This window comes from Paraburkholderia phosphatilytica (assembly GCF_003443895.1).
Taxonomy (GTDB): Bacteria; Pseudomonadota; Gammaproteobacteria; order Burkholderiales; family Burkholderiaceae; genus Paraburkholderia; species Paraburkholderia phosphatilytica.
Genome location: NZ_QQOA01000005.1, coordinates 41,252 through 67,892, shown reverse-complemented (window position 1 = coordinate 67,892; position 26,641 = coordinate 41,252). Strand labels below are relative to the sequence as shown.

Here is a 26,641-nt window from a genome sequence, read left to right as displayed (position 1 = left end):
TCGGTGGGAACCCCACATTGCTAAAGAATCAGGCATGAATTGCCGTTATCGCCGGGAAGGCATTTTTAGTCGCTCGCCCGTGCGCCCAAATAATGTCAGGCAAGGTCTATCTGGAGCGCAACCAGCAATGAGTTCTCCCCTCGCCGCCCCGTTCGCACACGACAAGGCGGATTCGGGCGCATTCATCGGCGCAGCGCCGGCATTCCGCCAGCTCGTCCGCATGATCGATCGCGTCGCGCCGACCGACCACGCACTGCTCGTATTCGGGCCGACGGGCTCAGGCAAGGAACTGGTCGCGCGCCGCGTGCATGCCCGCAGCCTCAGGCACGATCAACCTTTCGTCGACGTAAACTGCGGCGCCATTCCGGAGAATCTGGTCGAGTCCGAGCTCTTCGGACACGCGAAAGGCGCGTTCACCGGCGCCGGCGAAAGTCGCCAGGGCTTGCTGCAACAGGTCGGCAAGGGCACGCTGCTGCTCGACGAAATCGGCGAGCTGCCGCTCACGCTGCAGCCGAAGCTGTTGCGCGTGCTGGAAACGCGCACCTACCGGCCGATCGGCTCGTCCACCAGTCTGCGCTTCGAAGGCCGCATCGTCGCCGCGACGCACCGCGACCTGCGCGAGCTCGCGCGCGACGGCCAGTTTCGCGAGGACCTGTTCTACCGGCTCGCGGTGTTCGTGCTCGCGGTGCCCGGGCTCGAGCAGCGGGTCGAAGACATTCCCGCGCTCGTCACGCACTTCGCGACCCAGCAGACGCGCCGGCTCGAATTCTCGCCGGTCGCGATGCGCGCGCTCTGCCAGCACACGTGGCCGGGACACATCCGGCAACTGCGCAACCTGATCAGCCAGCTGAGCGTGCTCGCCGAAAGCACGCTCATCAACATCGACACGCTCGAACCGTTTCTCGCCAACGAAACCGCGGGACCGGTGTCGCGTTCGAACCTCGCGGACATGCTGCTGCAGCTCGAAGGACGCGACAAGCTCGCAGCCGCCGAAAGTCTGATGATCGATCGCGCGCTCGAGCGCACCAGCGGCAACAAGAGCGCGGCCGCCGCGCTGCTCGGCGTGGGCCGCAAGACGATCGAGCGGCGCCTGAAGGCGCGCGAGGAACATCATCGCGAAGCGCGCAAATGTCTGGAGCGCGGCAGCGCGTTCGTCGACGAAGCGCGCTTCTCCGATGCGATCCCGTTGCTGCGCCGCTGCCTCGACGTACTGCAGATCAATCGCGAGCAGGAGGACGTGCGCCGGCTGCAGTTCGACGCGTACCGTCTGCTCGGCCTCTGCCTGCGCAGCGTGCATGGCTGGCTGTATGCCGAAGCCACCGCGTGCTACGCGGCCGCGCTCGCAGTCGGCGAAGGCGTGTGCGACGCGTCGGAAATCGCCGCGATCCAGTTCGGCATCTGGACCACGCAGCTGACCACGCTGCAACTGAAGCAGGCGCGCGGCACCGCGCAGGACATGCTGCAGCGCGCGCAGAACGTCGGCGACCGCGTGGCGCTCGACGAAGCACACGTCGCGATGACCAACACGCTCTTCTGGCTCGGCGACAGCGAGGAAGCGCTCGCGTGCCTCGCGCGCGGCGGTCTGATCAACGTGGCCCGCAACGACACGCGCACGAGTTCGCAGGGCCTCGATCTCGCGAGTCTCGCGTTGACGCTCGAAGGGCTCGCGGCGTACCAGATCGGCGCATTCGAGCAGTCGCGGCGCGCGATGGAAATGCTGATCCTGCGCGCGTCCGAACCCGGCACGCACGCATTCGCGCATGCGATCAACCTGCAGGGCGCCGCATGGCTCGCGTGTCTCTTCAACGACATGGAGCGGCTCGGGCCGCTCGCGAGCGAGCTCGAAACCGTGTCGATCGCCAACGGCTTCTCGTTCTATCGCGGCGTGGGTCAGGTGCTGCGCGCGGTCCACATCTGCTGGCAAGGGCACTACGACGAAGCGCAGGCGCTGATGATCGACGGCTACGACAACCACATGGCCGCCGACGGCGGCGGTGCGCTGTTCTATTCGTTCAAGACGTGGCATCACGGCGAACTGCTGCTGCGCGCGAGCCATGCCGCCGCGTGCGAATCGATGCTCGCGGTCGCGCTCGACGAAACGCTCGCGCGCCAGGAGCGCGTCTATCTCGGCGAACTGCTGGTGATCCGCGCTCGCGCGCAATGGGCGCTCAACGATCTCACCGCCGCCGAGCAGGGCCTGCGCACCGCGCTGTCCACCGCGCTCGCGCTCGGTTCCGTGCCCGCGCGCGTGTACGCCGCCCGCTATCTGGCGGAGCTGCTGGACAGCACCGGCCGCCGCACCGAAGCCATCGATACGCTCGAGCGCGGACTGCGCGCGCTGCCTCCCGATCCCTCCCCCCGCGTCGCCGATGCAGTGGACCTGCTCGCAGCCCTGCGCAACGACGCATCACACACGCGCCACAAAAAAGGACTCACGAATGGCCTATGAATTGCGTCGGGAAGATCTTGAACCGCTGCTGCTAGGCGCAGCGTTTTTCGGCAGTGGCGGCGGCGGCACGATCGTGTCGGCCACGCACCTTGCAGAACATTTCACGAAAGGCGACTACTACCCAACCGATACGGTGCGCGTGGTGTCCGTCGCGGAAGCCACCGACGGCGACGCGGTGATGGTCGCGTATCTCGGCGCACCCGAAGCGATCAATTCGGCTACCTATCCAAGTGGGCCCGTGCTGGCCGTGCAGAACGTGCAGGCACGGCTCGCATCGCAGGGCCGCAAGCTCGCGTATGTGATGCCGCCCGAAAGCGGCGCGCTCGGCGTCACGGTGGCGGCACTCGTGGCCGCGAAGCTGGGCCTCGCAGTGATCGACGCGGACGGCGCGGGCCGCGCCGTGCCTTCGCTGCCGATGCTCACGTTCGCCGCCGCGGAGATCGTGCCGCGGCCGGCGTTTCTGGTGAGCCAGGGCGGCCTCTGCGTCGAGCTCGACGTGACGCCGCGCAGCGGCGAGAACGGCGGCAAGACGCATCAGCAGGACGTGTCGGCGATCGTCGAGCAGATGATGCGGCCCGTCGTGGCCGATCCCGAGTTCGGCCAGTTCGGCGGCCTCGCGATGTGGGTGATGGCGCCGGCGGACATCGCGCGCGCCACGCCGATCCACGGCACGCTCACGCGCGCGCTGGAACTGGGGCGCGCGGTGAAGGCCGGGCGCATCGGCAGCATCGCCCAGATGATCGGCTATCTGGCCGAGCACTGCGACATCGAGGCGCGCGCCATTTCCGAAGCGGGCGAACTCGTGTCCGCCGAAGTCGATACGAGCGGCGGCTTCGATGTGGGCAAGGTCCATATTCGCGCCGGGAAGCATACGTACACGGTGCTGTACCAGAACGAATCGCTGCTCGCGTGGGACAGCGAACGTCCGCAGCCGATCGTGCTCGCGCCGGACAGCGTTGCGTATTTCGTCGGTGGCGAAGGCCAGTCGATCTTCAGCAACGGCGACCTCGTGCAGGACGACGGTTCGCTGAACCCGGCCATCGGCAAGCGTCCGGTCACGCTGATCGCATGGCGCGCCGAACCCGAACTGCGCCAGCCCGGCGGCCTGATTCTCGACAGCTTCATGCAGGTACTGAACACGCTCGGCTATCTGGGGCCGTACGTGCCGCTCGAATCGCTGCCGCATGCTCACGTGAAGCAGGGAGACGCAGCATGAGCGCCCCAATCCGCATCTGCGTGCTCGTACCGGTCGCGACTTCGGCGTACAACGATCGCATCCTGAAGGCCGTCACGCCCGTCGTGCCGCCGGACGTCGAGGTCGAGATCCGCAACATCACGCAAGGCCACCCCGATATCGAGAACCGCACCAACTGGCTCGAGAACGGGATGCCGGTGGTCGAACTCGCGCGTCAGATCGAGCTCGACGGCTTCGACGGAATCTGGCTGACCGACTTCGACATGTGCGGCGTCGAGGCCGCGCGCGAAGTGATCGACATTCCGATCATCGGCGGCTTTCCGACCTCCGCGTTCGGCGCGCTGATGCTCAGCCAGCGCTTCTCGATCATCACGATCCTGCAAAGCACGCTCGCGATGCAGCGCGGCCATCCGCAAAGCTACGGCATTCAGGACACGTTCGCGTCGATCCGTCCGATCGACTGCCCGGTGTCGCAACTCAGCGACATCGACGTGGTGGTGGCGCGGACCTTCGAAACCGCGATGAAGGCGATCCGGGAAGATGGCGCGCAATCGATCCTGCTCGGTTGCACGGGCTTCGTCGACGTGGCGAGCCGGGTCTCGACGCTGCTGACCGAGGCGCTCGGCTGCTACGTGCCGGTGATCGATCCGAATCACGCGGGGTTCAGCTTCCTCGTGTCGCTCGTCCGCATGCGTGTGCGGCCGAGCCGCCTGACTTACAGCAAGACCACGCTGCAGTCGTAACCGGCACGTGTATGGCGGGGGCGCGACGCGCGATGCGTCGCGCCCCTTCTCTTTCATTTTCCTTCCGTTGCAGCCTCGTTCCCGCGCCTTCCCGCAAGCGCAGGCCCCGCCTCGAACGTCAAATGTGGACGATACCGTCCACTCAATCCAAAGAGAATGGACGGGATCGTCCCTCTCAGATGAACTTCCCGACCCGCTACGCAGCTTGCGACGCGTCTTTCGCGATGGGCACAGCCCTTGCTTATAGTCATGCGCTTCGCCGATCGCGACGTGGATGACCAGCCGGACCCGAGCCTTACGGCTCGCGTACAGCAAGGTTGGGCACCGCGCTGCGAACGCTGGATCGGGGAACAGCGAGGCGCACCAGACTCGAATGATCGAGCGATGAACCGGCAACGGGATGAAAGCATTCGGCACGCGAACGACCGGCTCCGTTCGAGTGCCTTTAACGGCGAGCCGCCACAAACGGGGAAAATCATGGCAGGCCACTGAAGTCGTCCGATTAGTGATCCAAAATAAACATTCCAGCCCGGCGATCGACAATAACGATCAGATTCGACAACAACACAACACGAATTAGGCATCGCCGGGACACGAGAGAGGGCCGTCCACTTTTTATTCGGCGGTCGCAGTTGCTGTTCGCTGTACACCATCCGCAACCGGTCGTGCCCGCGCGCGAGTTCCTCGCTGGCACATCACACCGGATGAAGCGACATGCCCGGCCTCGCGCCGGGCATCTCATTTCCGGACTCGGCCGCCCTGCCCGTACCCACAAGCGGGTATGGCGGTTCGACGAATTCATCCGGTTCACGGATGAATCTTCAAATGTGCCGATCAAACAAACTTAATTAGCGTTTCAGAAACCGACGGCACTACAATACGGCTCCTGCCTTTGGCGCACCGCCCTGCCGCAACCCGCCGCCCGATAGCCATGACCGATTCCGATCACACCACGCACTGCGACTGCGGCAATCATCCATCGGTCCGCCAGGTCAATGGACCGATCGCCATGCTGTTTCCGGGTTTCGTTCAGGTCGGCGCGGACGGGTGGAAGGCGCTGCTCCGGTGCCGGTCGTGCAGCCAGCTGTGGTCCGTGGACGAATGGGACAAGTATCAGATCCAGCTCGTGGTGAAGATCGCGGGTACCGCCAACTGGAAGACCTTCGACGAAACCCAGCGCAAGGCGCATCTTGCCGCGTCACGAGGCGGCCTGTGCGAATCGAACTGCACGTGGAACGACTGCACGCGAAAGCGGCTTAAAGGCAGCGCGTTCTGCGTCGACCATCTGTTCGCGACTGGTGCGCGCAGCTGAACGTCATCGCTGGAACCCCGAAGCCGCTCACGCTCAATCCAGAAACTCCCCCGCCCGCTTCCGCAACATCGCGCCGAAGTCGTCCAGCCAGCCGATCGACAGCCGCCAGCTCTGCCAGTACAGATCGACGTCGAGCGCACGCCCCGGTGTCATCTCGACCAGTTCGCCGCGCTGCATCAGGTCGGCGGTCATCCGGTCGGGGCACATGCCCCAGCCCATCCCCGTCACGCAGGCGCGCACGAAGCCCGCGACATGCGGAATCCAGTGCCGCGGCGGATCGACGTCGGCGCGCGTGACGCGCCGGATGAAGCGCTCCTGCAATTCGTCTTTCGGATTGAAATCGACGCATGGCGCGCGCCGCAGCGAGTCGCGATTCACGCCGCCCGCGAAATGCTGCGAGAAAAACGCCGGCGAGCACACGGCGCGGTAACGCATCCGGCCCAGCCGCGTCGAGCGGCAACCCTGCACCGGCTCCGCCTGGGTCGTCACCGCGCCCTGCACGCTACCGTCGCGGATCCGCTGCGCGGTGTGATCCTGATCGTCGATCACGATGTCGAGCAGCATGCGCCGCTCGTTGCAGAACGCGGCGACCGCATCGATGAACCACGTGCCGACGCTGTCGTCGTTGACCGCCACGCGCAGCGTCGGCCATTCGTCGCCGAGCGCATCGGCAAGCGCCGGCACCGCCGGCAACTGGCCGCCCAGTTCCGACTCGAGCAGTTGCACCCGCTCGGTGTGACGGCACAGCAGCGCGCCGGAGGTGGTCGCGACGCACGGCTGGCCACGCTTCACGAGCACGCTGCCCACCCGTTCCTCCAGCAGCTTCACCCGCTGCGACACGGCCGACGGCGTCACGTTGAGCGCGCGCGCCGCGCGATCAAACGAACCATGCCGCACCACGGCAACGAGCGCATCGAGCAGTGCATAGTCGAGCATTAGCGTTCCTTAATCCGCTTAACGAAAATGAGCTTCTCTTACGCGAAGCGTCGTTGCAGACTAGCGCCATCTGCCATCCACGTCCAGTCCACCGCATCATGAACGGATTCGCCTTTTCTCACGGCGCGGCGCTTTGCGCGTCGCTGATCGTCACCATCGGCGCACAGAACGCCTACGTGCTGCGCCAGGGCATCCAGCGCTCGCACGTCGGCAAGATCGTCACGCTGTGCACGCTGTCGGATTTCGCGCTGATCGCGGCGGGTGTCGGTGGCGCATCGGCACTGGTCGGCCGCTATCCGCTGTTCGTTCACGCGATGCTCTATGTCGGTCTCGCGTATCTCGTGTGGTTCGGGGTGAGCGCGTGGCGCCGCGCGCTGAAGCCGGGGCATGCAGTGCTTGATGCCAACGGCGCGCAAAACGGCCAGACACCGGCCGCGCCCGTGCAGCGCGCATCGGGTGTGATTCTGACGACCCTCGCGCTGACGTGGCTCAATCCTCACGTCTATCTGGACACGTTCCTGCTGATCGGCACGGCCGGCGCGCGCGAACCGGAAGGCGCGCGGGTCGCGTTCGCGCTCGGCGCGATGTCGGTCAGCGCGGTGTGGTTCGTCGGGCTGGGATATGGCGCGCGCGTCCTTGCGCCGCTGTTCAAACGCGCGACCGCGTGGCGGGTGCTGGATGGCGCGATCGGCAGCATGGTGCTGCTGATCGCAGTGACGCAGCTGCGTTGAGACATACGCAGCGCGGCATCAAAACAAACGCAAAGACAACCTCACCGCTGCGCGGCAAATTCAGGCCCGAGCCCCACCGACCGCAACGCGCCATCCGTCACATACGGCGTGATCCCGATCGCGGAAATCCGCTCGACGATCGACCGCGCCGCGGCATCGTCACCGGGCTCGCAGTAGTCGATGGAAATCACCGGCAGATGGTAGCGGTCGCGAATCGTCTCGGCCTGCGCGAGCAGCCACTCACGGTCGTTCTTGGACACCTCGTCGTAGCGCTGGTTCGCCTGATCCCACTCGCCGAACAGCGATTCGAACGCGACCGCGTCCACGGCATCGTGCACCTGCGGCAGGATTTCGAAGCCCCGGTTGAAGATGAAGCGAATGCCAGGATAACGCGCCTTCGCGGTGCGGATCACCTCGATGAGACCGGCCTGCTGACGCGCGCGCGCCGCATCGGTACGCGCCGCGAGCTGGTACGAATCGAGTGTATCGAGAAAGAAGCCGCGATAACCGCGCGCCCACAGCGGCCCGATCACGTGCTCCGCGAAAAACGCGGGCCAACCGGGCGCGGCCTGATCGATCACGGTGGACGCCCACGTCGTATTCGTGCCGATCAGCCACTCGTCCGGCATGTCGCGCCGGTAATCGCGATCCGGCGACACTTCGCCGACGCTCACATACGCGAACCAGTGCGTGCCGCTCGCCGCGTGCGCGCGCGGATCGAAACCGCTGTCCGCCTCCACGACCACCGTATCGAAGCCGTGCAGCGCGTCCACCGGCACGTGTTCGCCATAGTAGAACGCCACCCGGCCAATCGCATGTGACGCCACACCACCCTGCGTGTCGGCACGCGCGGCCGCGGCCCTTTGTACCCACAGCAGCGACACCAGCACGATCGCCAGCGCCGCGCACAACAACCCCAGCGGAAATGCATCCCGCGTCCACGAACCGTTCATTGCGATAAAACTCAGTTGCGCAGCATGTACGTTTCGTACTCGAGCTTGCTGAACTTGCGGTCGAGCGTCTGCACGGCCGCCACCACCAGAATCAGCAGCGCGATCGCGAAGCCGTAGCCATACGCGTCCGGCGAGAGCCACAGTGTGATGCCCGTGAGCACACCGTTCAGCACGACGAACGCGAGACACAGCCGCAGCACCGTGCGGCGCGCGTCGAGATAGAAGAACACGTTCAGCAGACCTAGCAGCAGCACCTGAAGACTCGCCGCGATCACGTCGAGCATCAGCAGCGGCATATACAGCGTCGAGATATGCAGCAGGTCGAGCAGATGGCTGCCGAACGCGACGATCAGCAGCAGCACGACGGCCTGGATCTTCAGGATCTCGTAGAGGCCCGTGCGCACGCTGCTTACCATCATGTCGCGCATGTCGTTGATGTGGCGCAGCGTCGCGCCGCTACGCACCGCATCGTAGAACGCGTCGTAGTACTCGACGAAGTCCGCCTCGATCCGCACGAGGAAGGTCGCCATGCCCGGCATCACGCACACGTACGCGATGAACACCGGAATGTCGTAGATCACCGAAGCATGCAGCGGCCCGATCACCTTCGACCCCGTGCCCGGCGCGTACCAGAACATGAACTTGTCGATCCACACGCCAAGGTTGAACAACAGCCCGACGAGCGCGAGGCTCGGATACGCGAAGCGCTTCTCGAACACTTCGAACGAGATGAAACGCTCGCTGCGGTAGTGCCGGTAGATCAGGCCCGAGAGGCCGATCAGCAGCACCACGTGCCCGGCCACGAAGCCGCCGAGCAGACCCGTAATGCCATGACGGTTCAGCAGCAGCGCGAAGCCCACCGTGCAGCCGTAGCCGACCACGAACGTGTACAGGATCTGCCGGTACTGCTTGACGCTGGACAGAAAAATCACCGCGATCCAGATGTTGCTGATCACGACGAAGCCCGCGATCATCAGCACCCGGTAGCCGAGCGGCTCGCCGCGAAAGCCCAGCGCGATCGCGATGAAGCCGAGCACGCCGGTCACCGCCGTCGACACCAGCAGCACACCGTTGTAGTTCGACAGCACGAGGTCTTCACGATGCTCGAACAGGCGGTCCGAAATGAAGCGCGTGAACGACAGCTGCAGCGGCCCGGTCAGGATCAGGCTGCACGCAATCAGGTACGTGACCGACACCTGGAACTGCACGACCGCGTACTTCGGAATCACGTACGCGAGGCTCAACAAGCCGATCAGCAGAATGCCGAAGATCGACAGGATCAGCGGCCCGGAACTGATGAGGCCCGCGTATGCATACGCGCGCGCAACGCTCGTGAGCGAATCGCGCTTGAGGATCTTGCGGAGCTCGAAGCCAATGCCAGCCATCAGCGGCCTCCCTGCGCCTGCACGGCCGTTTCGAGCGGCCGCGTCACGCTGGTGGCACCGCCACCCGCATGCATCGGGCAACCGATGGGCGCGCTTGCCGAACCGTCGCCCATGCCGCCCATGTTGCCGCGCGAACCGCTCGACCGGTCCGGGGTTGCGCACAGGCGCTCGTACAGCTCGCGGTATTGATCGATCATCTGCTTCTTCGTATAGAACTGCCGCACGCGTGCGAGGCCCGCGGCCTGCGCCGCGCGCCAACGCGGTTCGTCGCCGAGCAGCGCGACGACCGCCTCGGCGAACGCCGCCGGATTCGCGATCGGCACGACGGCGCCCGCCGAACCCAGCGCGCGGTCTTCCGCGCTCTGCCCTTCGATCAGCTGGCGGCACGAACCGACGTCCGTCGTGATCGACGGAATGCCGGCCGCGAAGCCCTCCAGCACGACGAGCGGCAGCGCCTCGCTGATCGAGGTCAGCGCAATCACGTCGACCTTCGGCAGGATGTTGTCGATGCGCTGGAAACCAAGGAATTTCACGTTGTTCGCGAGCCCGAGGCTCTGCGCGAGCGCGCGGCATTCCTGCGCGTACGCCGGGTCTTCCTCTTCGGGACCGACGATCCAGCCTTCGATCTCCGGCATCGCGCGCGACGCGATAAAGAGCGCGCGAATGAAGGTCTTGATGTCCTTGATCGGCACCACGCGGCCGATCAGCGCGACCACCTTGTGCGGACCGTCGACGCGTTCGCCGACCAGCCGCGCGAGACCGTCGACATCGACGCCGTTCGGAATATTGCGCGTCTTCGCAGCCTCGGCGCCGTCGGTGATCTGCCGAAGGCGGTTGGTCTCGTAGAGCGCGACGATGTCGGCGGCGGCGTCATACGCGAGCTTGCCGAGCGCTTCGAAAAAGCGCACCCACAGCTCGCGGAAATAGCTGATCTTCGCGATGTCGCGTTCGAACGCCCCGCGGTTGTCGCGGATCCACTGGCTCTGCAGCAGGTCGATCTTGCGTTCCTTCGTGTAGATGCCATGCTCCGACACCAGCAGCGGCCGCCCGGTGCGGTAATGCAGCAGCGCGCCGAGAAAGCCCGCGTAGCCGGTCGACACCGTGTGGTACACCTTCGCGCGCGGCAGCCCCGCGGCGACGCGCGCGAGCAGCCACAGCGGCTTGTGCATGATGCGCACGGTCCAGAAGTAGTCGGTAAACGACGGGTCCGTGCAATGCCGGTGATACTGGTCGACGATGAAATCCCACGCCGCGCGGCTCGACATGAACTGCTGCTCGTTCAGTGGTCCGTCGTCGCCGATCAGCTGCGCCATGTCGGCCATCATCGCGCCGGGATTCGCGTCGGCAGATTTAGCGCGCCACGCGTCGTGCAGCTTCGCCGATTTCGCGAACGCCTCGGCATCGCCCGGCACTTCGCCGGGCAGGTTCTCGTCGACGTTGCGCGCTTCGTACAGGTAGTGCGTCTCAAAGTGCACGACGTTGTCGGGCAGCGCGTACGCGGCGCCCTCGTAGTCTTCCGCGCGGCTGCCGATGAAGCAGATCGCGAAGCGCAGATTGGGGTACGAGCGCAGCATCTCGTTGACCCAGCTCGACACGCCACCGCGCACGTACGGAAACGTGCCCTCCAGCAGCAGGCAGACATCGGCATCGGCGGCGCGGCGTTCAAGTGACGGTTTCATGATGACCAGTAGCGCACGACAGGGTTGAGCATCGGCAGCGCGGCCGCATGGCCGAGCGACGAGAGAAGCTGCGACACGCGGTCGTAGTCGCCGCGCAGGAACGCGACTTCGGCAAGCCACGGCACGAGACGCTCGCTCGGAAAACCGAGTTCCTGCGCGCGCGCCATGTAGCGCCCCGCTTCGTCCGCATTGCCGTTGGCGAGCGCGAGCCGGCCGCGGATCATCCACAGCGCGGCGTCGGTGTCGTCGGTTTCGAGCGCGGCGCGCGCGTAGTGATCGGCCTGCTCAAGCGTATGCAGGTAGACCGCGCCCTGCACCAGGTTCTGGTACACGAGCTCGAAATACAGCTCGGCGAGCTGACGGTTGAGCAGGTGGCGCTCCGTGTCGGATTGCGCCGCTTCAAGCGTTTTCGCGGTATTGAAGATCTGCTGCATGATTTCGTTCTCGGCCTGGTCGAGCCTGCCGTACGCGATAAGCCGCACGTCTTCGATCGGATCCGCGAGCAGGTCGCGCAGCAGCGTTCCGGTCGTGCGGGTCGGCATGCCCTGGATCGCGACCAGCGCGGACAGGCGGTCCGACGCGGGCACCTGGGTATTCACGAGTCTGGCCTGCAGGCGCGCGCCGCCGCCATGCGACACGCGCGACATCAGGTAGGTGACGAACTGCGGCACCGGCACGTCGTCGAGCCGGTCCGACACGTTGTTCACCGGGAAGCACGCGGCCCACACGCAGCTCGCGAGCACCACGAAGCCGCCCGCCACCGGCACGAACGCGCACGCGAGCCACAGGAACGCGAGGGTCCAGCCGCGCGGCTCGCGGTAGCGCGCCGGCAGCAGCAGACGGAACAGCAGCGCCTGCACGGCCGCGCCGATCACGTCGACCGCGAACACCGGCAACAGCGGATCGATGCCGCCGGCGTCCTCCAGAAAGTGCCGCAGCACCAGCCACTGCAACCACGCGACGAGCACGATGCCGACGAGCGCGAGCAGTTCCACCAGCATGCCGATCGCGCCGGCCTGCCGGTTGCCGTAGAGCGGCCGGGAAGGAGTCATGAGCCTAGACATCGACGCCGCTTCGCTTGAGGAGACGCTGAAGCGCCGGGCCCGGCTCCATGCCGCCGATGTGCAGCGTGTGCACGCCGACGCGCGCGCCTTCCAGGTCCAGGTTGAACTGCGCGTCGAGGCTCGCCTCGATCCGCGCGAGGTAACCATCCACGCCGGTTTCGTCGGTCGCGGGCATCAGGTTCACGAGAACCGAATGCGTGGCCGTCTTCATCGGCCACATCAGGTCGAGCGAACGGCGGCGCCGCATCACGTGCTCGAAGAACGAGTCGCCGGATTCGTCGCGCGGGAACGTGAGCGCGACGAGCGACGACGCGATGCCCGACGTGCGCTGCAGACGCGTGAGACGGCTCATGTCGAGCGCGAATTCGTACGGGCAGCCCTGCACCTGTTCGAGGATGTCGCGCACCTGCTGCGAGTGCTCGACGCCGTCGGCGTAATAGCCGAGCAGCACGAGCAGCAGCTGCAGGTTGTCGAAGTTCAGCGACAGGAACGGCATGCGGCGGATCGCGAGCAGCGCGAGCAGTTGCCCGTCCGCGGCGATCAGCGGCGCGCACACCAGCAGCTTCGAGTTCGCGACCGGCCGGTCTTCGCTCTTCACGTGCGAGACGGCCATCGTCTCGAGCACGCGCTTCACGAGCTCGTCGTGCGGATCGAGATCGAACGCGTCGCCGAGACGCGCGAGCGCTTCGCGCTCCACCCTGCCGCCGTGCACCGCGAAGAGCCCCGCCACTTCGATCTGGCAGGCCTGCGCGACGAACTGCAGCAGCTCCTGCGCGCCCGGCATCTCGCGCTGCGGGTCGACGTCCGCATCGGCGTCATGCGCGCCCACCGGCGTCTCGAGACCGTGCGCGACGGACAGCCGGCGCAGCTCGGTGATCGAATCGCGCAGCGTGGTCGGCTTCGACAGCAGGTCTTTCTCGAGCCGCTCGTGCGACAGGCGCATCAGATAGTGCGTGTTGGTGATCGCGACAAGCCGGTCGTTCAGGTAGTCGTTGATCGCCGATGCGCGCACCGTGCGGCTCGCCCACGTGTCGCCGAAGTGGCCGGCCACGATGGTCTGCAGCACGCCGCCCGTGAAGTACAGCACGGGCCACGCAGCGCCGGCCGCGCCCGCGAACACCTGCCACGTGCCGATCATCATCACGCTCGCCAGCAGCCCGAGCAGCGTGCCGTAGCGCAGCGCGACCACGAGCGGCGCGAACCACAGCCACGGGTAGCCCGAGCGCAGCAGCAGCGGATCGTCGTGATTGAAGGCCCAGCTGATCGCGAGCACGACGAGCATGAACACGACCGTTTCGACGACCGCGAACGGCCGTGCGACCGCCGGCGCCACGAGGCGGCGGACCGCGCCGAGGTGGCCGAACGGATTGGCGTAGCGCGGTTTCGATGCGTTCGCGCCAGGTTGCGCGGGGACGGTATTCACGACCAGCTCCTCAAGACAGTTACAGGCACGGATGACAGCGGCACCATAGGGGCACGATGGCGATCAGGCGTGCGGATGCAGCGGCGCGAGCAGCCCGCCGATCAGCGACGATGCGACGCTGGCGAGGCTCGAACGGCTCCAGCCGCTCTTCGTGCCGGTGGCGCTCCATACGGTCTGACCCGATGCGACGTCCACCAGTTCGAAGGTTACGCCCGCCACCGGCTCGCCATCCACGCCGACCTTGTAACGCCATTCTTCGACCGCGCCCGTCAGCAGATACTTCACGTGCTGGCCGCGCGCCCATGCGAGTTTCTTCTGCGCGTCTTCGCGCTGCGCCGTGTCGAACAGCGCGCTCTCGTTCTTGTCGGCCGGCGCGACGCGCACGTCCTTCAGGCCGTTCGCGCGCAGCGTGTTGGCCGCGAGCGCCGCGGCGCTGCTGCCGGCCGCCGGCGTTTCGGTGAAGTTCGCGATCGACGCGATCGCGACCGAGTCGTCCGCTGCGAGCGACGGCGTCGCCGTCTGCCGGATCGAGCCGCACGCGCCCAGCACCATCACGGACGCCGCGAGCGCCGCGGACCATTTGATCAAACCTGCCGTCCCTTTCATTGCGAAATACTCCTCAAGTGTGTCGCCCTGGTTGTGTCTGAATCGAATACGTGTAGCGCCGCTGCCAAGCCAGGCGCCCTGGCTCCCCGTTATTCAACGGGGTCAGTAATACCAGTTGTAGCGCGCGCCGATCACGGTGATGGGCGTACCCGTGCCCACCCGCGAGACCGACTCGTGCTCGAAGAAAATCATCAGGTGATCGTTGCCGAACACGCTGCCGGCTGCGCCCACCGTCACGTCCGGTCCCCAGCCCTGGATCGAGTCGTGCACGATCCCGACGTCGAGGAACGGCCGCCACTCATGCGTATAACGGTCGCGATTCTCGTTACCGAAGCCGAAGAAGAGCCCGTACTGCGAAAACGTGGGCGGCAGGAAGTCGGTGGCGAGCGCGGGCTGGTCGGCGGTCGGCACGAGACGCGACATCAGCGGATCCACCCCGCCGCTCGCGCCGTAGCTGCCATGCTCGCCGACGAGGCGCAGCGTGTAGTCCGGGTAGTCGGTGCGGATCCGGTACTCGATCTCGCCGCTCGTCAGCACGCCGCTGCCCAGATAGCTGCGCGACTGGCTGTAGAAACGGTCGCCTTCCACGCTGCCCTGAATCGAGATGCGCGGCGTCACGCGCCACGTCACTTCGCTCACCACGTTGTCCTTCATGCCGCCGACGAGCAGCGCCTGGTTCTCGTCCGCCACCTGGTCGCGACCCGCGTGCAGCGAGAACTGGATGTCCGAGTTGCGGCCCGTTTCCAGCGCGAACTGCAGCGTGTTGAACGCGGTCATCGCGTCGCGCCGGCCCGCCGTCACGGTGAACGAGGTGTCGAGCGTCTGCCGCTTGATGTAGACGTCGGCCCAGCGATCCACCGACGGCACGTTCACGAGCTGCGTGATGTCCGTCGAATGCTGGAAGTGCTGCACGGCCTCGACGCCGATCAGGTACTGGTCCGCGATCCGGCGGCTGCCCGACACCGTCTGTTCGACATAATCGAGCGGATGCTCGACGTAGTTCGTCACGCTCGTATCGATCGACTCGGGCAGCTCGAACGCGGCTTCCGCGAGGCGCGTGTGCAGCTCGGTGTCGTCCGGCGCACCATCGAGACCGTCGAACGCGAGCTGCTGCGCGCGGCCGAGCCGGTCCACCGCCAGCGTCGCATCGATGCGGTCGTAAAGCGGCAGGCGCGAGCGTTCCTGCGCGAGCAACTTTTCGATGGTCGCGTTGTCGTGCTCGGCGAGCGCGATCGTCAGGCGCGCGTCGGCGGGCTGCGCGAGGTGCGCCGCGTACTGCTGCGCGAGCCAGCGCTTCGCGAGCGGATTGGCCTCGTGCGACAGCGCCCACGCGATCGCCACTTCCTTCGCGACCGCTTCGCGCAGACGGTTCGGCTGCGGCTTGTCGGTGCCCGCCATCGGCGCGCCGCCGGGCAGACCCTTCGCGGTGCCGAGCAGCGTGCGGCGAGCATAGGCGATCGTATCGGTCGAAGACTGCGGACCCGACAGCAGATCGTTCAGCAGTGCCGCGGATTCGTCGGCGGGCGCGAAGTCTCCGGCCAGCGCGACGCGGCGCGCGCGCAGATCGGCGCGAGTCTCGGCGTCCTGCCCCGCGCGGCCGCGGAACGCGGAGCGCGGCGCATCGTGCAGCTTCGCGAGTTCCGCTTCGTCCTGCTGCATCTGCAGCCACACCTTGTGACGGATCGTCCACGCGAGATCGGGCCGGCCCGACATTTCCTGCGCGTCCGCATAGGTCAGCAGCCACAGCGGATCGCGCGACATCACGGCCGCCTGCCGATGCAGGTAGGAGAGCGCGCGCACCGGGCGGTTCATGCGCATCTCGGCCGCCGCGAACGGTTCCCACAGCGCGGAGCTCTGGTCCTCGTTACCGCGCCAACGCCGGAGCGTCGCGTTCAGTTCGGCGTCGGTACCGTAGTCGACCAGCATCCACAGGTACGCCGCGCGCAGGTCGGACGTCGCGCCGGGCAGATTGATCGCGCGCTTCAGGTCCGCGAGCGCGAGATCGGGCTGATCGGTGAGCCGGTAGTACTCGGCGCGCACGCCCAGCACGCCCGGCGCCATTTCGGCCGCGCGGCGCTCGTCCGGCGTGAGGCTCGCGATCAGCGCCGCGACGCGGTCGAGCGCCTGCGCATCGGTGTAGTAATAGATCGCGTCCTGCAGCGCGCGCGGCGTGTGATCGCGGCGGTAGCGCAGTTCGGCCACGCGGCCCGCATCGATCGGATACGGGTCGTAGAAGTACGTCATGTCGCCGAGGTCTTCCGGCGTCGTGTCGCCGCTCACGAGCAGATGGCGATACGCTTCGTTCGCGTCGTCGTCGCGCTGCAAGAGGCGCGCGAGTTCCGCGTAGTCGCGCCAGAACTCGGTGTCTTTATCTTTCGCGCCGTGGCGCGCGGTCTGCAACGCGGCGAGCGACGCGCGATAGTCGCCCTGCCGGTACAGCACGCTCGCCGTGCGCAGCGCGGCGTTCGGGTCGGTCGGATGGCGCGCCTGTACCGCTCGATATGCGGCGAGCGCCTGATCGTCGTGACCCGCGCGTTCGGCGAGCGCGCCGATGCGCTGGTCGATCGCGTCCTCGTTGCGGTCGCGCGGCAGCGAACGCAGGAACGTGAGGCCGTCGTCGGGGCGGCCCAGGCGTTCGTACGTCGCGGTCACGTTGTCGACGGTCTTCAGGTCGTCCGGATTCGCGCGCGCGGCGTGCGTGAGCGCAGCCAGATACGCGTTGTCGTCGTCGAGCATCGGTGCGATGCGCAGCACGTTGCTCCACGCAACCGGGTCGTTCGACAGATCGGCGTAGTCGAGCCAGGACTTCAGCGCGAGCGGGCCGTTGCTCTGCCACTCGGCCACCTGCGCGAGACGCTTCGTCCACACGGCGGAGCGCGGGTCGCGCCGCACCTGCTCTTCGGCGATCTTCTGCGCGTTCGCGAGATCGCCCGATTCGACGAACGACTGATAGACGAGGTCCGCCATCTTCTCGGGCGACGTGCCGGCGGTTGCAGTTGCCGGCGCAGCCGACGTTGCCGCCGCCGTGCTCGCGCCGTTCGCCGTAGCCGGCTTCGCCGCGCTCGCGGCAGCAAGTGCCGCCACTGCCGACGACGCCACGGGTGCGCTCGCCGCGACATTCGCGGATGCGGCGGCCGGCGCGCTGGCAGCGACCGCGTGCAGCGGCGCCATCGCCGACACCGCGACGCTCGCGGCCATGCGGATCAGGTGCGGCACGCGCCGCCACGTCGCGCCACGGCGTGCCCGCACCGCGTCGCCGTGCGCCCGCGCGACGGCATACGACAGCGCCGGACGCGCTTCGCTATCTGTCAGGTCGTCGCGACTGCGCGCGAACGGAGAGTCAGCGTAGTTCGACACCGGGCACGTCCATATAAGCGTAGTCAGAATGCGATTCGAAGCGACGGGGCGCGGCCGATGCCATCGGTGCCGACGCGGAGGCGGGAGCCGATGCGCCAGGTGCCGATGCAGCAGGAGCAGGCGCGGCAGGCGTCCCCATCACGAAGCGCGCGAGCATCTTCGCGTAGTAGTCGACGCGATCGGGCCGGTCGGCCGCGCGCGCGATGGTGAGCAGTTCGACGATCGTGGCCGGATCGTTGGCGAGCGCGCCGACGTGCTGATCGGCCGCGGCGAGCGCGTCGTTCAGCAGGTTGCCCGACTGCAGCGTGCGCACACCCTCGATGAAGCAGCGCCGCTGTTCGTCGAGCGTGCGTGCGGCCGCCTGCTGGCGGAACCATGCATCGGCAGCGGCGCGATAGTCGCCCACCTGCAGCGCGTAACGCGTGATCTGCGTATCCCAGCGCTGACGTCCGTCGGCATCGCCCTTCGACAGCTTCGTGTACAGCTGCAGCGCGAGCTGCGGCAGGCCCACCGCCACGGCGTGCTGCGCGAGCCACTCGAGATCCTTCGGCGCCCATGTGAGCGTCGCGGCGGCTTCGAGCTTTGTGCGCAGCGCGTCGAGCGCGGCCTCACGGCGCGGATCGTCCTCGGGGATCGCGAAGGTGCGCTGCTCCGCCACCGAAAGCCGCAGCATCGTCGCGGCGCGGCGCATGTTGTCGGTGCCGAGCGCGTCCATGCGCGTCGCGACGCGCTCCGCGTCGTCGATGCGGCCGAGGTACGCGTACTGCGCGCCGAGCAGCGTGAGGAACTCCTCGTTGTCGGGCTGCGACTTCGACCACGCCTCGAGATACGCAGCCGAAAGATCGCTCGGCGCACCGACCGACGCGATCCGCTGCCGCAGGCGCCCACGCGGCGACACGGCGAACATCGCGAGCAGGATCACCGCCGCGACGAGCAGCACGATCCAGGCGGGCACGATGCGGGGACGTTGGGCGGTCCCCCGCGCGGTCACGTTATCGCTCACAGCTGATCTCGACGGGCTGATAGTGGATCTGCAGGTCGGCCGAAGCCGGCGTATCGAAGCGCAGCGTCGCGCCGTCGTGCTGCGCGGCGACGGGCTTGCCGTCCACCGTCACGCGGCACGACTGCGCGTTCGCGATCTTCACGAACGGCTGGTAGTAGCCGCCGAATTCGAACGACAGACCGTTCGTCGTGCGCTCAAAGCGGCGCACGTAACCGTTCGCCTCGGCGATGTACGGCAGCGTGTTCGACGCGCTGCCCGCATCGAACGACACCGTCGCGGCGCCATTGTTGATATGCACGTAGGTGCCGTCCGGTCCGGCCGAATAGCCCGTCACGCCCGGCGACGTGCGCAGATCGGGCGCGCCCTGCGGCCAGCGCAGTTCGCGCACCTGGCCGTCGCCACGCACGATCCAGCGGCTCGCGGCGGTGTTGGTGCCGGGCTGTGCCGCCGCGCCCGGCTGTGCCTGCGGCGTGCCTTGCGGCATCACTTCACGCGCCACCGCGAACGAGCGCCAGTCGTACACCTTGTGCACGTAGTCGGTCACGCGCACCGGCAGCACCGGTTCTTTCAGCACCGCGTCGAAGATCTGCTGCAGCGCGCGCAGCGACGCGACCTTCGTACCGCTGTACATGTGGTAGTAGATGTCGATCGGCTTGAAGCGGCGCGGCTCGTCGGTCAGCTGGAAGGTTTCCAGCACGCGCGTGAAGCCGTAGAACGGCCCGAGCCAGTCGTTCGTGTAGACGTTCTCGTCCTGGTTCGGCGCATACACCTGATACGCGCCCGGTCCCTTGTCGACGCCGATCGGCGCGATGTTGGTCCAGCTGTTCGCGCTCTTCGTGATAACCGTGTCGCCGCCGTTGATGTTGTCGAGGCCGGCCGCGTACACCTTGCGCACGACGATCGCGGGCGGCTCGCAGTTGCCCGGCCACTGCAGGATCACGGTCTTCTTGCCCGGAGGCGCGAGACGCGAGTTGATGTAGTCGCTAGAGCCGGTGATCTCGCGGTCGATGTTGAACCTGTAGTTCGGAATGTTCAGCGAGAACGCGGTGTCGCCGCCACCGCGATCGATGCGCTCGCCGGTCTTCGCGTCCACCTGCTCCCATTCGAACGGGTGCGAATACGTATGCGTGCCGATCTCGACGTACGGCAGCGCGAACATCTGGCGCGCGATCTCTTCGAGCCGCGGCGAGATCTGCGGATAGAGACCCTTTGGTCCCACTTCGCCTTCGATCACCGACAGCGTCATCGGCAGCTTGTAGCGCGTGAAGATCTGCTGGTACAGCGCTTCGCCGGAATAGTCGACGCCGGGGAATTCGGCGCGCGACGCGAAGCCGTCGCCGTCCACGTGCGTCATGAAGAGGCGCCGGCCGTTTTCGGTCGTCACGTTCGGGCTCGGCATCTGCTGCAGGCGCAGCGCCTGCGACAGGAACGCGATCGGCTGCAGCGCCCAGCGCTCCTGGCCGATGCCGTTCAGCGACACCACCGTGTACGGGCTCATCGCGTAGCCGCCCCACGGCGTGATCGCGACCTGATCGAGCGTCGCGTTGCCTGACTTCACGCGCAAGAGCGACTTGCTCGATGCGCCGACCTGCACGCCCGTGAGGTCGCGCGGACCAAGCTTCGGATCGATCTCGAAGCCGATCATCGGGTCGCGCGACACGGTCTGCACGGCTTCGGTGAACGGCCCCGGCACCGCCTGCAGGTCGAGCGCCGCGCCTTCGTCTTCCGCCGCGTCGAAACCGAACTGGCCCATGAACGCGACCGGCACGTGCGCGTTGATGCGCGCATCGACCCACTCGCGCCAGCGTGCGGCATCGCGCAGATCGTTGCCCTCGAACCACGAAACGACGCCCGCGTAGCGGTCCGGCGTGATGTCGTCGGGCAGATCGCCGTTCGCGTCCGCGAACTCGACGTCGTAGCCGAGATAGTTGAGCGGCGTCTCGAGATCGCGCACGCCCGGCGTTTCGTCGAGCGGCAGGCCCGCAGCCGGGTCCTGCACGATCAGGATCTTGCGCGGCAGCACTTCGATCGCGCCGATGCCGACCACGTCGCGCGCCGTGTCGGTCACGTACGGCGTGACGCCGGTCCCGACCACCTGCGCGGCCGTCGAGCGCGCGCACGCGCGGTCGGTCTGGCCGCAGAATTCGATCGACAGCACCGGCACGTGGGTCTGCTGCATGAAGGCCTGCGCGGCGGCGACGCGCGCGGCGCGCTCGCTGGCGGTGACTTCGTGCGGCACCTGTTCGTTGTCGGCGAAACTGCGCACGAGCGACGCGCCGACCACCGCGTACAGCTCGGCGGCATGCGGCTGCGCGGCCTGCAACGCGTCAGGACCGGCGACGATCAGACGGGCATCGGGATGGGCGGCGTGGATCGCGTCGGCGGCGGCGATCGCGGCCGGCATGTCGAGCAGGAAGCCACGGTAGCCGCGGCGCCACAGCGGTTCGATCTGCTGCGCGACGAGATCGGACGACACGTCTTTCGGCAGGCGCGCGATCCAGACGGTGTGCGCGAGCGGATGCGAGACGGGGTCGAAGCCGCTGGCAGGATCGGTGACGACGGCGTCGAACGCCTGCAGTTCGCCGAGCGGCGGATGCGCGCCGTCGTAGAACGCGACGTTCGGATGTACGTCGGCCTTCGCGGTAGGGGCGGCCACAGGCGCGGACTGCGCGGCGGCGGCCATCGAGGCCGAGCCGAACGCGAGCGCCGCCGCCAGCGCGAGCCCTGCCCGCGCGGCGTTGCCGATGGTCTTCCCCGGAGCCGTCTGCGTCGTTGCGCGCAGCGGCTCTCCCCGTTTGTTCATATTCAACGTATGCCTCTCAACCCGCCTGCCCGCGCCGACGTCTGAAACGCGCGTGCAAGGCCGGTGTTTCTGGCGCCGCCCAGCAGGCGGGTCAGCGCCGGATATCCCGATGATTGTTGTTGCCGGCCTGCGTGCGCCGGCTGCGATGACGAACCCGTGGCTCGCCGCGCGCTCCGCCCGTGTTACCGACGGCTCGCTCGATGGTCGGCCGGCGTGGCGTGTGATCGACACGGTCGCGCCGGCAGGGAAGAGTCGTAAGGCTCGGGCTTCGCTGGTAATAACGGCAGGAGTTCGAAAAACATGATGTCGGTCGTCGCGGATTGCCTGTGCCGGGGACCGACACCAATCCGCATCTCGATACGAATCTCCGTCAGCCCGGCTCCATGACCGTGATCCAAAGCGCGATGCGCTGGATAACGGTCCAAACGAATGCCGAACATCTGTCATTAACCACCACAGCGGCCGGCCAATTTCTGAAGCGACGCGATTTTAACTGAGCAATCTTAAAAAGGGGCATATTTGTTAAATAAATTTCAGACAACCCAGGTAGTGAAGCGCAAAACACCCGCATCATGCGCTTCTCGCGACAACGTTTGCGCGAGCAACTTCCACACGGCCTGCCCTGCCCCAGCCCGTGCGGCTGTCCGCGCTAGTGGCCACTCTCGCGGGGTTTTTCGCTGTCAATGGGGAATTGCGCAGCGTTGCAATCGCGCATCAGAATGTATTGAGCAAATCGGGGTCGCAATATGCGAATCGTCAGACATTAACTAACAGAATGCCGACTCGATGCAAACGTTTGGCTACCTGATTTCGGGTAGAGACAGGATGCGATTTTTACTGAATCGATTTTCCGGTTCGACCCCGCAATTAGAAATGCAAGTGCGCATTTATGCACGAGTGTTCGCTGGCCCACACAAATGCCCATTCAATGGATACGGCGCGTTTGAAACGTGCGGAGGCCCGTTTGAATCCCGATTGACGCGAACCTTGCTCCCTGCCTCCCTCTTACCTTGTCTTACAACGGCGGACCGACGGTTCACGGGCACACGCGTTGCTCAACCGGTCAGCACGGCGGCGACCCGCGATCGCCGGTCTCAACCCGGCTCCCCAGCCGGTTCAGCCAATCAGGAAGGGAGGGTTTCATGCTTCGCTACGCTGTCATCTTCTTCATCATCGCGATCATCGCCGCGGTGTTCGGCTTCGGCGGCATCGCGGCCGGTGCCGCCGAGATCGCGAAGGTGCTGTTCTTCATCTTTATCGTGATCTTCCTCGTGACCCTGCTGATGGGCGTCGTCCGACGGTGATCCGCTGACTGGCTTGCTCGCACCGACGTGCCGGGCCGCGCATTGCCGCGCGGCCCGTTTTCTTGTGCTGTTCGAGGTAACGCGACTGGAAGGATCGCCGCTGCGGCGCTTCAGCGGCTTGCAGGATTTGCCGGACGGCGCGGCGTACTACAGCGCGAATACGCTCACCGCGACGTCGACCTGGTGCGCGCCGCCGCCCAGAATCATCCCGCGCAGCAAGGACACGTCGCTGTAGTCGCGCCCGGTGGCGAGCGTCACGTGGTCGAGGTCGGCGAGCACGTCGTTGGTCGGATCGAGATCGATCCAGCCGATCTCCGGGCAATGCACCGACACCCACGCATGCGACGCATCCGCGCCGATCAGCCGCGGCTGTCCCGGCGGCGGATCGTTGCGCAGATAGCCGCTCACGTAGCGCGCCGGCAGCCCGATCGCGCGCAGACAGCCAATCATCACCTGCGCGAAATCCTGGCACACGCCGCTCTTCAGCTCGAACGCGCGCTCGGCCGGCGTATCGAAGGCCGTTGCGGTCGGCTTGTACGCGAAATCCGCGTGAATGCGGTGCATCAGGTCGATCGCGCCGTCCACGAGCGGCCGGTCCGGCTTGAAACTTTCCAGCGCGTACGCACGCAGCGAAGGCTTCAGCGTGACGTTCGGCGATGCGAAGCAGAATTCCGATTCGGGCGCGAAGACGCCGCCCACGTGAAACCGCAGCGCCTGCGCGACGGTTTCCCACGCGGGCGTCGCGAGCGGATCGAGATCGACCCAGCGCGGCGTCAGGCGCACGGTCGTCTCGCAGGTCATCTGCAGCCGCTCGTGCGGCGTGTCGAGCGCGAAATACAGCACGTCGTTGCCGAATGCGTCGAAACGGCTCGTCAGGTACGACGGCTCCGGCTCGATGCACTCGGTGTGATTGACGATGCGCTGCCACGGGCTCGCGAGCGGCCGGATGGTCGCGAGATGCTGCGCGGTTTCGACCGGCGTCGAATATTGATAAGTGGTGCGATGCGACACGGACAGCACCGTGGGCTTCGCGTGCGCGGGCGTGGGCGCGATCGGTTCCGTCATGACGACACCTGCGCGGCGAGCGTGTTCGCGTGGCTGAAGTAGCGGCTGCTCACCTCGTTCGAAGCCGCGATCATCGTGTTGCCGAGCCGCTCGCACAACTGGATGAGCTCGATGTGCCGACCCTCGTCGCCGGTCTCGCACAGCACGTCGAGCGTGGGCAGCGTATCGACGGGCGGCATCAGTTCCGCGAACGGCATGCGCCGCGCGCTGCCGGCCACCGCGGCGATCTCGTCGAGCTTCTGGCGCAGCCGCTGGTAGACACCATACAGCCCGCGCGGATTGGTCGGATCGACGACGATCGTATCGACGAGCGGCAGCACCTCGAAGCGGCCTGGATACAGCGAGCGGTACGTGAGCGTGCTGTCGAACAGCTGCAGCAGCAGGTCGAAGCCCGCGGGCGTGGTCAGCGTGCCGGTCTCGGCCACCACGCGCAGGAACGTCGTCATCGTTGCGACGCGTTCGATGTGACGGCCGACGAACAGCAGCCGCCACGCTTCGTCGCGCGTCATGCGGTCGCCCTGCGCGCCGCTGATCGCGGACAGCTGCGTGGCCAGGTGTTCGAGCGCATCGAGCAGCGCGACGCGGTCGTAGCGCGCGGGGTTGCCTCCCGCCGCGATGCGCGCGGACGCGTCGCGAAAGTCGTTGCGGCTCGCGAGAATCGTGCGCCAGTGGTCGCTCGCGAAGCGGCCGCGTATCTCGCCGCACGCGCGCGCCTGGCTCGCGAGATTCTGGCCGATGCTCGCGCCGCCGCCGTTCTCGTGCATCCCGGCCACCAGCACGCGCTCGAACGCCTGCGGCGTGCTGCGCGCGAGCGTATCGATCGACGGAATCAGTCCGCACTGCGCCGCGAGTTCGGTGTAGGTCGCGAACATGTCGTCGTCGGCATCGGTGCCATCGAGCGAGCCGAGGATCAGTCGCGCGAGACGCACGTTGTTCTCCGCGCGCTCGCCATAGCGGCCTGCCCAGAACAGGTTCTCCGCCGCGCGGCTCGACACGGTGCGGTGATTGCGCGCAAGGTCGCCGGCTTTGAGCGGCGTGGGCAGCAGCGAGAACGGCTGCTCCGCCTGGCTCGACAGCACCCACGTGTCCGCGCTGCTGCCGCCGAACTGCATCGAAACCGTCGCGCGGCGCTCGGCCGCAAGCCGCGTGAACGCACCGGGCATCACGCTCCAGAAGCCGTCCACACCGGCGATCGCGTACACGCGTAACACCGACGGCCGGCCGCCGATCGCGCCACCGAGCGCACCGTCGATATAGCGCGGTGCGATCGAATAGCGCAGCGGCTGCTGGATCGTGAACACGTCGGGCGCGCGTTCGATCCGTTCGCGCCAGATCGACAGCTTCTGCAGGCCGCCCGGCACGCCCGGCGGCGCGTCCGCGTGCTGGCCCGGCCACGTCGACATCAGGAATGCATCGGACAGCTGAGCAAACGCTTCGTCGCGCGCGGCCTTCTCGCCGCACCACCAGGTGGGCACCGCGGGCAGCGCGAGCGGCTCGCCGAGCAGCGCCTCCGAAATCCCGGGCAGAAAGCCGTGCAACGCCGGCGATTCCGCGAAGCCCGCGCCCGGCACGTTCGACACCATCACGTTACCCGCGCGCATTACCTGCAAGAGACCCGGCACGCCGAGCGTGGAATCGGCTCGCAGTTCGACCGGATCGCAGAACACGTCGTCGAGACGCCGCAGCAGCGCATGCACGCGTTCGAGGCCGCCGAGCGTCTTCAGATACAGCTTGTCGTCGCGTACCGTCAGGTCCTTGCCTTCGACGATCGTCACGCCGAGGTAGCGCGCAAGGAACACGTGCTCGAAATAGGTTTCGCTGAACGGGCCCGGCGTGAGCAGCGCGATGTGCGGCGATGCGCGCCGCGCGTCGTCCTCGCCGTCGCGCATCGTTTCGCGCGCGGCCTGCGCGAGTGTCGCGATCAGTTCCGAATACGCGGGCGCGAGCCGCGACACGCGCATCGCGCGGAACGGCTCGGCGAACAGGTTCGATACGATCAGCCGGTTTTCGAGCGCGTAGCCGAGCCCCGACGGTGCATCCGTGCGATGCGACAGCACGGTCCACTGACCGTCCGGCGCACGCGCAAGGTCCGTCGCGACGATCTGCAGATACTGGCCGTTCGGCGGCGCATAGCCCTTCACCGGCCGCAGATAGCCGGGGTGGCCGAACACCAGCGCGGGCGGCAGCAGCCCACGTTCGAGCAGGGACTGCGGACCGTACACGTCCGCGACGATCGCGTTGATGAGGCGCGCGCGCTGCGCGACGCCGCGCGCGATCTCGGTCCACTCGTGCTCGTCGATCAGGAACGGCAGCAGATCGAGCGCCCACGGGCGCGCCTCGCCGTTGTCCGCGTAGACGTTGTAGGTGATGTCGTTGTCGCGCACCTGCTGCGCGACCGACGCGAGCCGCGCATCGAGGCTCGAGATGCCTTCCTCGCCGAGCAGCGCGAAGAAGCGCCGCCACGGCTCGCGCAGCGCGCCCGACGCATCGCGCAGCTCGTCCCGATGACCCGGACGCGCCGGCAATGCGCGCGCGAGCGCGAGCGCCTCCGCATGGGCTTCGGCGAGCGCTTCGGACTGCGCGTTGCCGGCATCGAACGGCAGGATCGACTGGAAAGCCAAGATGCGGTCTTA

18 protein-coding genes are annotated in these 26,641 nt (G+C 66.9%); 6 read left to right on the top strand and 12 right to left on the bottom strand.

The genetic code is table 11. The features are described from left to right. The first annotated feature begins 127 nt into the window (after positions 1-127). The 4 genes from DVS29_RS07250 to DVS29_RS07235 all read left to right on the top strand — a co-directional run bounded on the left by DVS29_RS07250 (position 128) and on the right by DVS29_RS07235 (position 5,699). The gene (locus DVS29_RS07250; RefSeq protein WP_118179764.1) at positions 128-2,449 is read left to right on the top strand and encodes a sigma-54-dependent transcriptional regulator; all 2,322 of its coding nucleotides are present in this window, start codon (positions 128-130) and stop codon (positions 2,447-2,449) included. Next, on the top strand, positions 2,439-3,665 hold the full coding sequence (locus DVS29_RS07245) for a DUF917 domain-containing protein (RefSeq protein ID WP_118179763.1): 1,227 nt from the start codon (positions 2,439-2,441) through the stop codon (positions 3,663-3,665). The genes DVS29_RS07250 and DVS29_RS07245 overlap by 11 nt, the downstream gene beginning before the upstream one ends. Continuing rightward, on the top strand, positions 3,662-4,387 hold the full coding sequence (locus DVS29_RS07240) for an aspartate/glutamate racemase family protein (protein WP_118179762.1): 726 nt from the start codon (positions 3,662-3,664) through the stop codon (positions 4,385-4,387). Before DVS29_RS07245 ends, DVS29_RS07240 begins: the two co-directional genes overlap by 4 nt. A gap of 931 nt (positions 4,388-5,318) precedes the next feature. Next, positions 5,319-5,699, top strand: a complete 381-nt coding sequence (locus DVS29_RS07235) for a metal-binding protein (RefSeq protein WP_118179761.1) — start codon at positions 5,319-5,321, stop codon at positions 5,697-5,699. A 33-nt stretch (positions 5,700-5,732) separates the two neighbouring features. Here the strand turns inward: DVS29_RS07235 and DVS29_RS07230 are convergent, their stop codons facing one another. Further along, positions 5,733-6,635, bottom strand: a complete 903-nt coding sequence (locus DVS29_RS07230) for a LysR family transcriptional regulator ArgP (protein ID WP_118179760.1) — start codon at positions 6,633-6,635, stop codon at positions 5,733-5,735. Positions 6,636-6,733: 98 nt separating this feature from the next. Between DVS29_RS07230 and DVS29_RS07225 the strand changes: the two genes are divergently transcribed. Then, positions 6,734-7,366 carry a LysE/ArgO family amino acid transporter gene (locus DVS29_RS07225; protein ID WP_118179759.1) on the top strand — a complete coding sequence of 211 codons (633 nt, stop codon included), beginning with the start codon at positions 6,734-6,736 and terminating at the stop codon, positions 7,364-7,366. Between the two features lie 41 nt (positions 7,367-7,407). Here DVS29_RS07225 and DVS29_RS07220 read toward each other — a convergent pair whose 3' ends face one another. From DVS29_RS07220 to DVS29_RS07180, 9 genes are all read right to left on the bottom strand, one after another. Then, entirely contained in the window at positions 7,408-8,319 is a 912-nt protein-coding gene (locus DVS29_RS07220) for an endo alpha-1,4 polygalactosaminidase (RefSeq protein ID WP_118179758.1), read from the bottom strand. A gap of 11 nt (positions 8,320-8,330) precedes the next feature. After that, on the bottom strand, positions 8,331-9,704 hold the full coding sequence (gene pelG / locus DVS29_RS07215; protein ID WP_118179757.1) for an exopolysaccharide Pel transporter PelG: 1,374 nt from the start codon (positions 9,702-9,704) through the stop codon (positions 8,331-8,333). Next, positions 9,704-11,383 carry a GT4 family glycosyltransferase PelF gene (gene pelF / locus DVS29_RS07210; protein ID WP_118179756.1) on the bottom strand — a complete coding sequence of 560 codons (1,680 nt, stop codon included), beginning with the start codon at positions 11,381-11,383 and terminating at the stop codon, positions 9,704-9,706. The genes pelG and pelF overlap by 1 nt, the downstream gene beginning before the upstream one ends. Next, positions 11,380-12,384: a tetratricopeptide repeat protein gene (locus tag DVS29_RS07205; RefSeq protein WP_118179906.1), complete on the bottom strand. Its 1,005-nt coding sequence runs from the start codon at positions 12,382-12,384 to the stop codon at positions 11,380-11,382. The genes pelF and DVS29_RS07205 overlap by 4 nt, the downstream gene beginning before the upstream one ends. A gap of 55 nt (positions 12,385-12,439) precedes the next feature. Then, positions 12,440-13,870 carry a PelD GGDEF domain-containing protein gene (locus tag DVS29_RS07200; protein ID WP_118179755.1) on the bottom strand — a complete coding sequence of 477 codons (1,431 nt, stop codon included), beginning with the start codon at positions 13,868-13,870 and terminating at the stop codon, positions 12,440-12,442. Between the two features lie 63 nt (positions 13,871-13,933). Next, a complete protein-coding gene (locus DVS29_RS07195; RefSeq protein ID WP_118179754.1) occupies positions 13,934-14,476 on the bottom strand; it encodes a penicillin-binding protein activator LpoB in 543 nt (180 codons plus the stop codon). A 102-nt stretch (positions 14,477-14,578) separates the two neighbouring features. Continuing rightward, positions 14,579-17,833 carry a tetratricopeptide repeat protein gene (locus tag DVS29_RS07190; protein ID WP_240655499.1) on the bottom strand — a complete coding sequence of 1,085 codons (3,255 nt, stop codon included), beginning with the start codon at positions 17,831-17,833 and terminating at the stop codon, positions 14,579-14,581. Continuing rightward, complete coding sequence (locus DVS29_RS07185) at positions 17,817-18,788, bottom strand: hypothetical protein (protein ID WP_205962412.1); 972 nt, start codon at positions 18,786-18,788, stop codon at positions 17,817-17,819. Before DVS29_RS07185 ends, DVS29_RS07190 begins: the two co-directional genes overlap by 17 nt. A 37-nt stretch (positions 18,789-18,825) precedes the next feature. Continuing rightward, entirely contained in the window at positions 18,826-21,519 is a 2,694-nt protein-coding gene (locus DVS29_RS07180) for a bifunctional glycoside hydrolase/polysaccharide deacetylase family protein (protein WP_118179904.1), read from the bottom strand. A 1,262-nt stretch (positions 21,520-22,781) separates the two neighbouring features. On the opposite strand from DVS29_RS07180, the gene DVS29_RS07175 reads away from it, so the two are divergent. Next, the gene (locus DVS29_RS07175) at positions 22,782-22,943 is read left to right on the top strand and encodes a DUF1328 family protein (protein ID WP_118179753.1); all 162 of its coding nucleotides are present in this window, start codon (positions 22,782-22,784) and stop codon (positions 22,941-22,943) included. A gap of 147 nt (positions 22,944-23,090) precedes the next feature. Here DVS29_RS07175 and DVS29_RS07170 read toward each other — a convergent pair whose 3' ends face one another. Together DVS29_RS07170 and DVS29_RS07165 are read right to left on the bottom strand one after the other, a co-directional pair. After that, complete coding sequence (locus DVS29_RS07170) at positions 23,091-24,008, bottom strand: transglutaminase family protein (protein WP_118179752.1); 918 nt, start codon at positions 24,006-24,008, stop codon at positions 23,091-23,093. Further along, positions 24,005-26,629, bottom strand: coding sequence for a circularly permuted type 2 ATP-grasp protein (locus tag DVS29_RS07165; protein ID WP_118179751.1), 2,625 nt, complete (start codon positions 26,627-26,629; stop codon positions 24,005-24,007). Before DVS29_RS07165 ends, DVS29_RS07170 begins: the two co-directional genes overlap by 4 nt. Positions 26,630-26,641 lie beyond the last annotated feature (12 nt).

Coding starts and splice junctions, on each gene's coding strand:
- DVS29_RS07250 (WP_118179764.1), top strand. CDS start 128: ATGAGTTCTCCCCTCGCCGCCCCGTTCGCACACGACAAGGCGGATTCG.
- DVS29_RS07245 (WP_118179763.1), top strand. CDS start 2,439: ATGGCCTATGAATTGCGTCGGGAAGATCTTGAACCGCTGCTGCTAGGC.
- DVS29_RS07240 (WP_118179762.1), top strand. CDS start 3,662: ATGAGCGCCCCAATCCGCATCTGCGTGCTCGTACCGGTCGCGACTTCG.
- DVS29_RS07235 (WP_118179761.1), top strand. CDS start 5,319: ATGACCGATTCCGATCACACCACGCACTGCGACTGCGGCAATCATCCA.
- DVS29_RS07230 (WP_118179760.1), bottom strand. CDS start 6,635: ATGCTCGACTATGCACTGCTCGATGCGCTCGTTGCCGTGGTGCGGCAT.
- DVS29_RS07225 (WP_118179759.1), top strand. CDS start 6,734: ATGAACGGATTCGCCTTTTCTCACGGCGCGGCGCTTTGCGCGTCGCTG.
- DVS29_RS07220 (WP_118179758.1), bottom strand. CDS start 8,319: ATGAACGGTTCGTGGACGCGGGATGCATTTCCGCTGGGGTTGTTGTGC.
- pelG (WP_118179757.1), bottom strand. CDS start 9,704: ATGGCTGGCATTGGCTTCGAGCTCCGCAAGATCCTCAAGCGCGATTCG.
- pelF (WP_118179756.1), bottom strand. CDS start 11,383: ATGAAACCGTCACTTGAACGCCGCGCCGCCGATGCCGATGTCTGCCTG.
- DVS29_RS07205 (WP_118179906.1), bottom strand. CDS start 12,384: ATGCTGGTGGAACTGCTCGCGCTCGTCGGCATCGTGCTCGTCGCGTGG.
- DVS29_RS07195 (WP_118179754.1), bottom strand. CDS start 14,476: ATGAAAGGGACGGCAGGTTTGATCAAATGGTCCGCGGCGCTCGCGGCG.
- DVS29_RS07180 (WP_118179904.1), bottom strand. CDS start 21,519: ATGGCCGCCGCCGCGCAGTCCGCGCCTGTGGCCGCCCCTACCGCGAAG.
- DVS29_RS07175 (WP_118179753.1), top strand. CDS start 22,782: ATGCTTCGCTACGCTGTCATCTTCTTCATCATCGCGATCATCGCCGCG.
- DVS29_RS07170 (WP_118179752.1), bottom strand. CDS start 24,008: ATGACGGAACCGATCGCGCCCACGCCCGCGCACGCGAAGCCCACGGTG.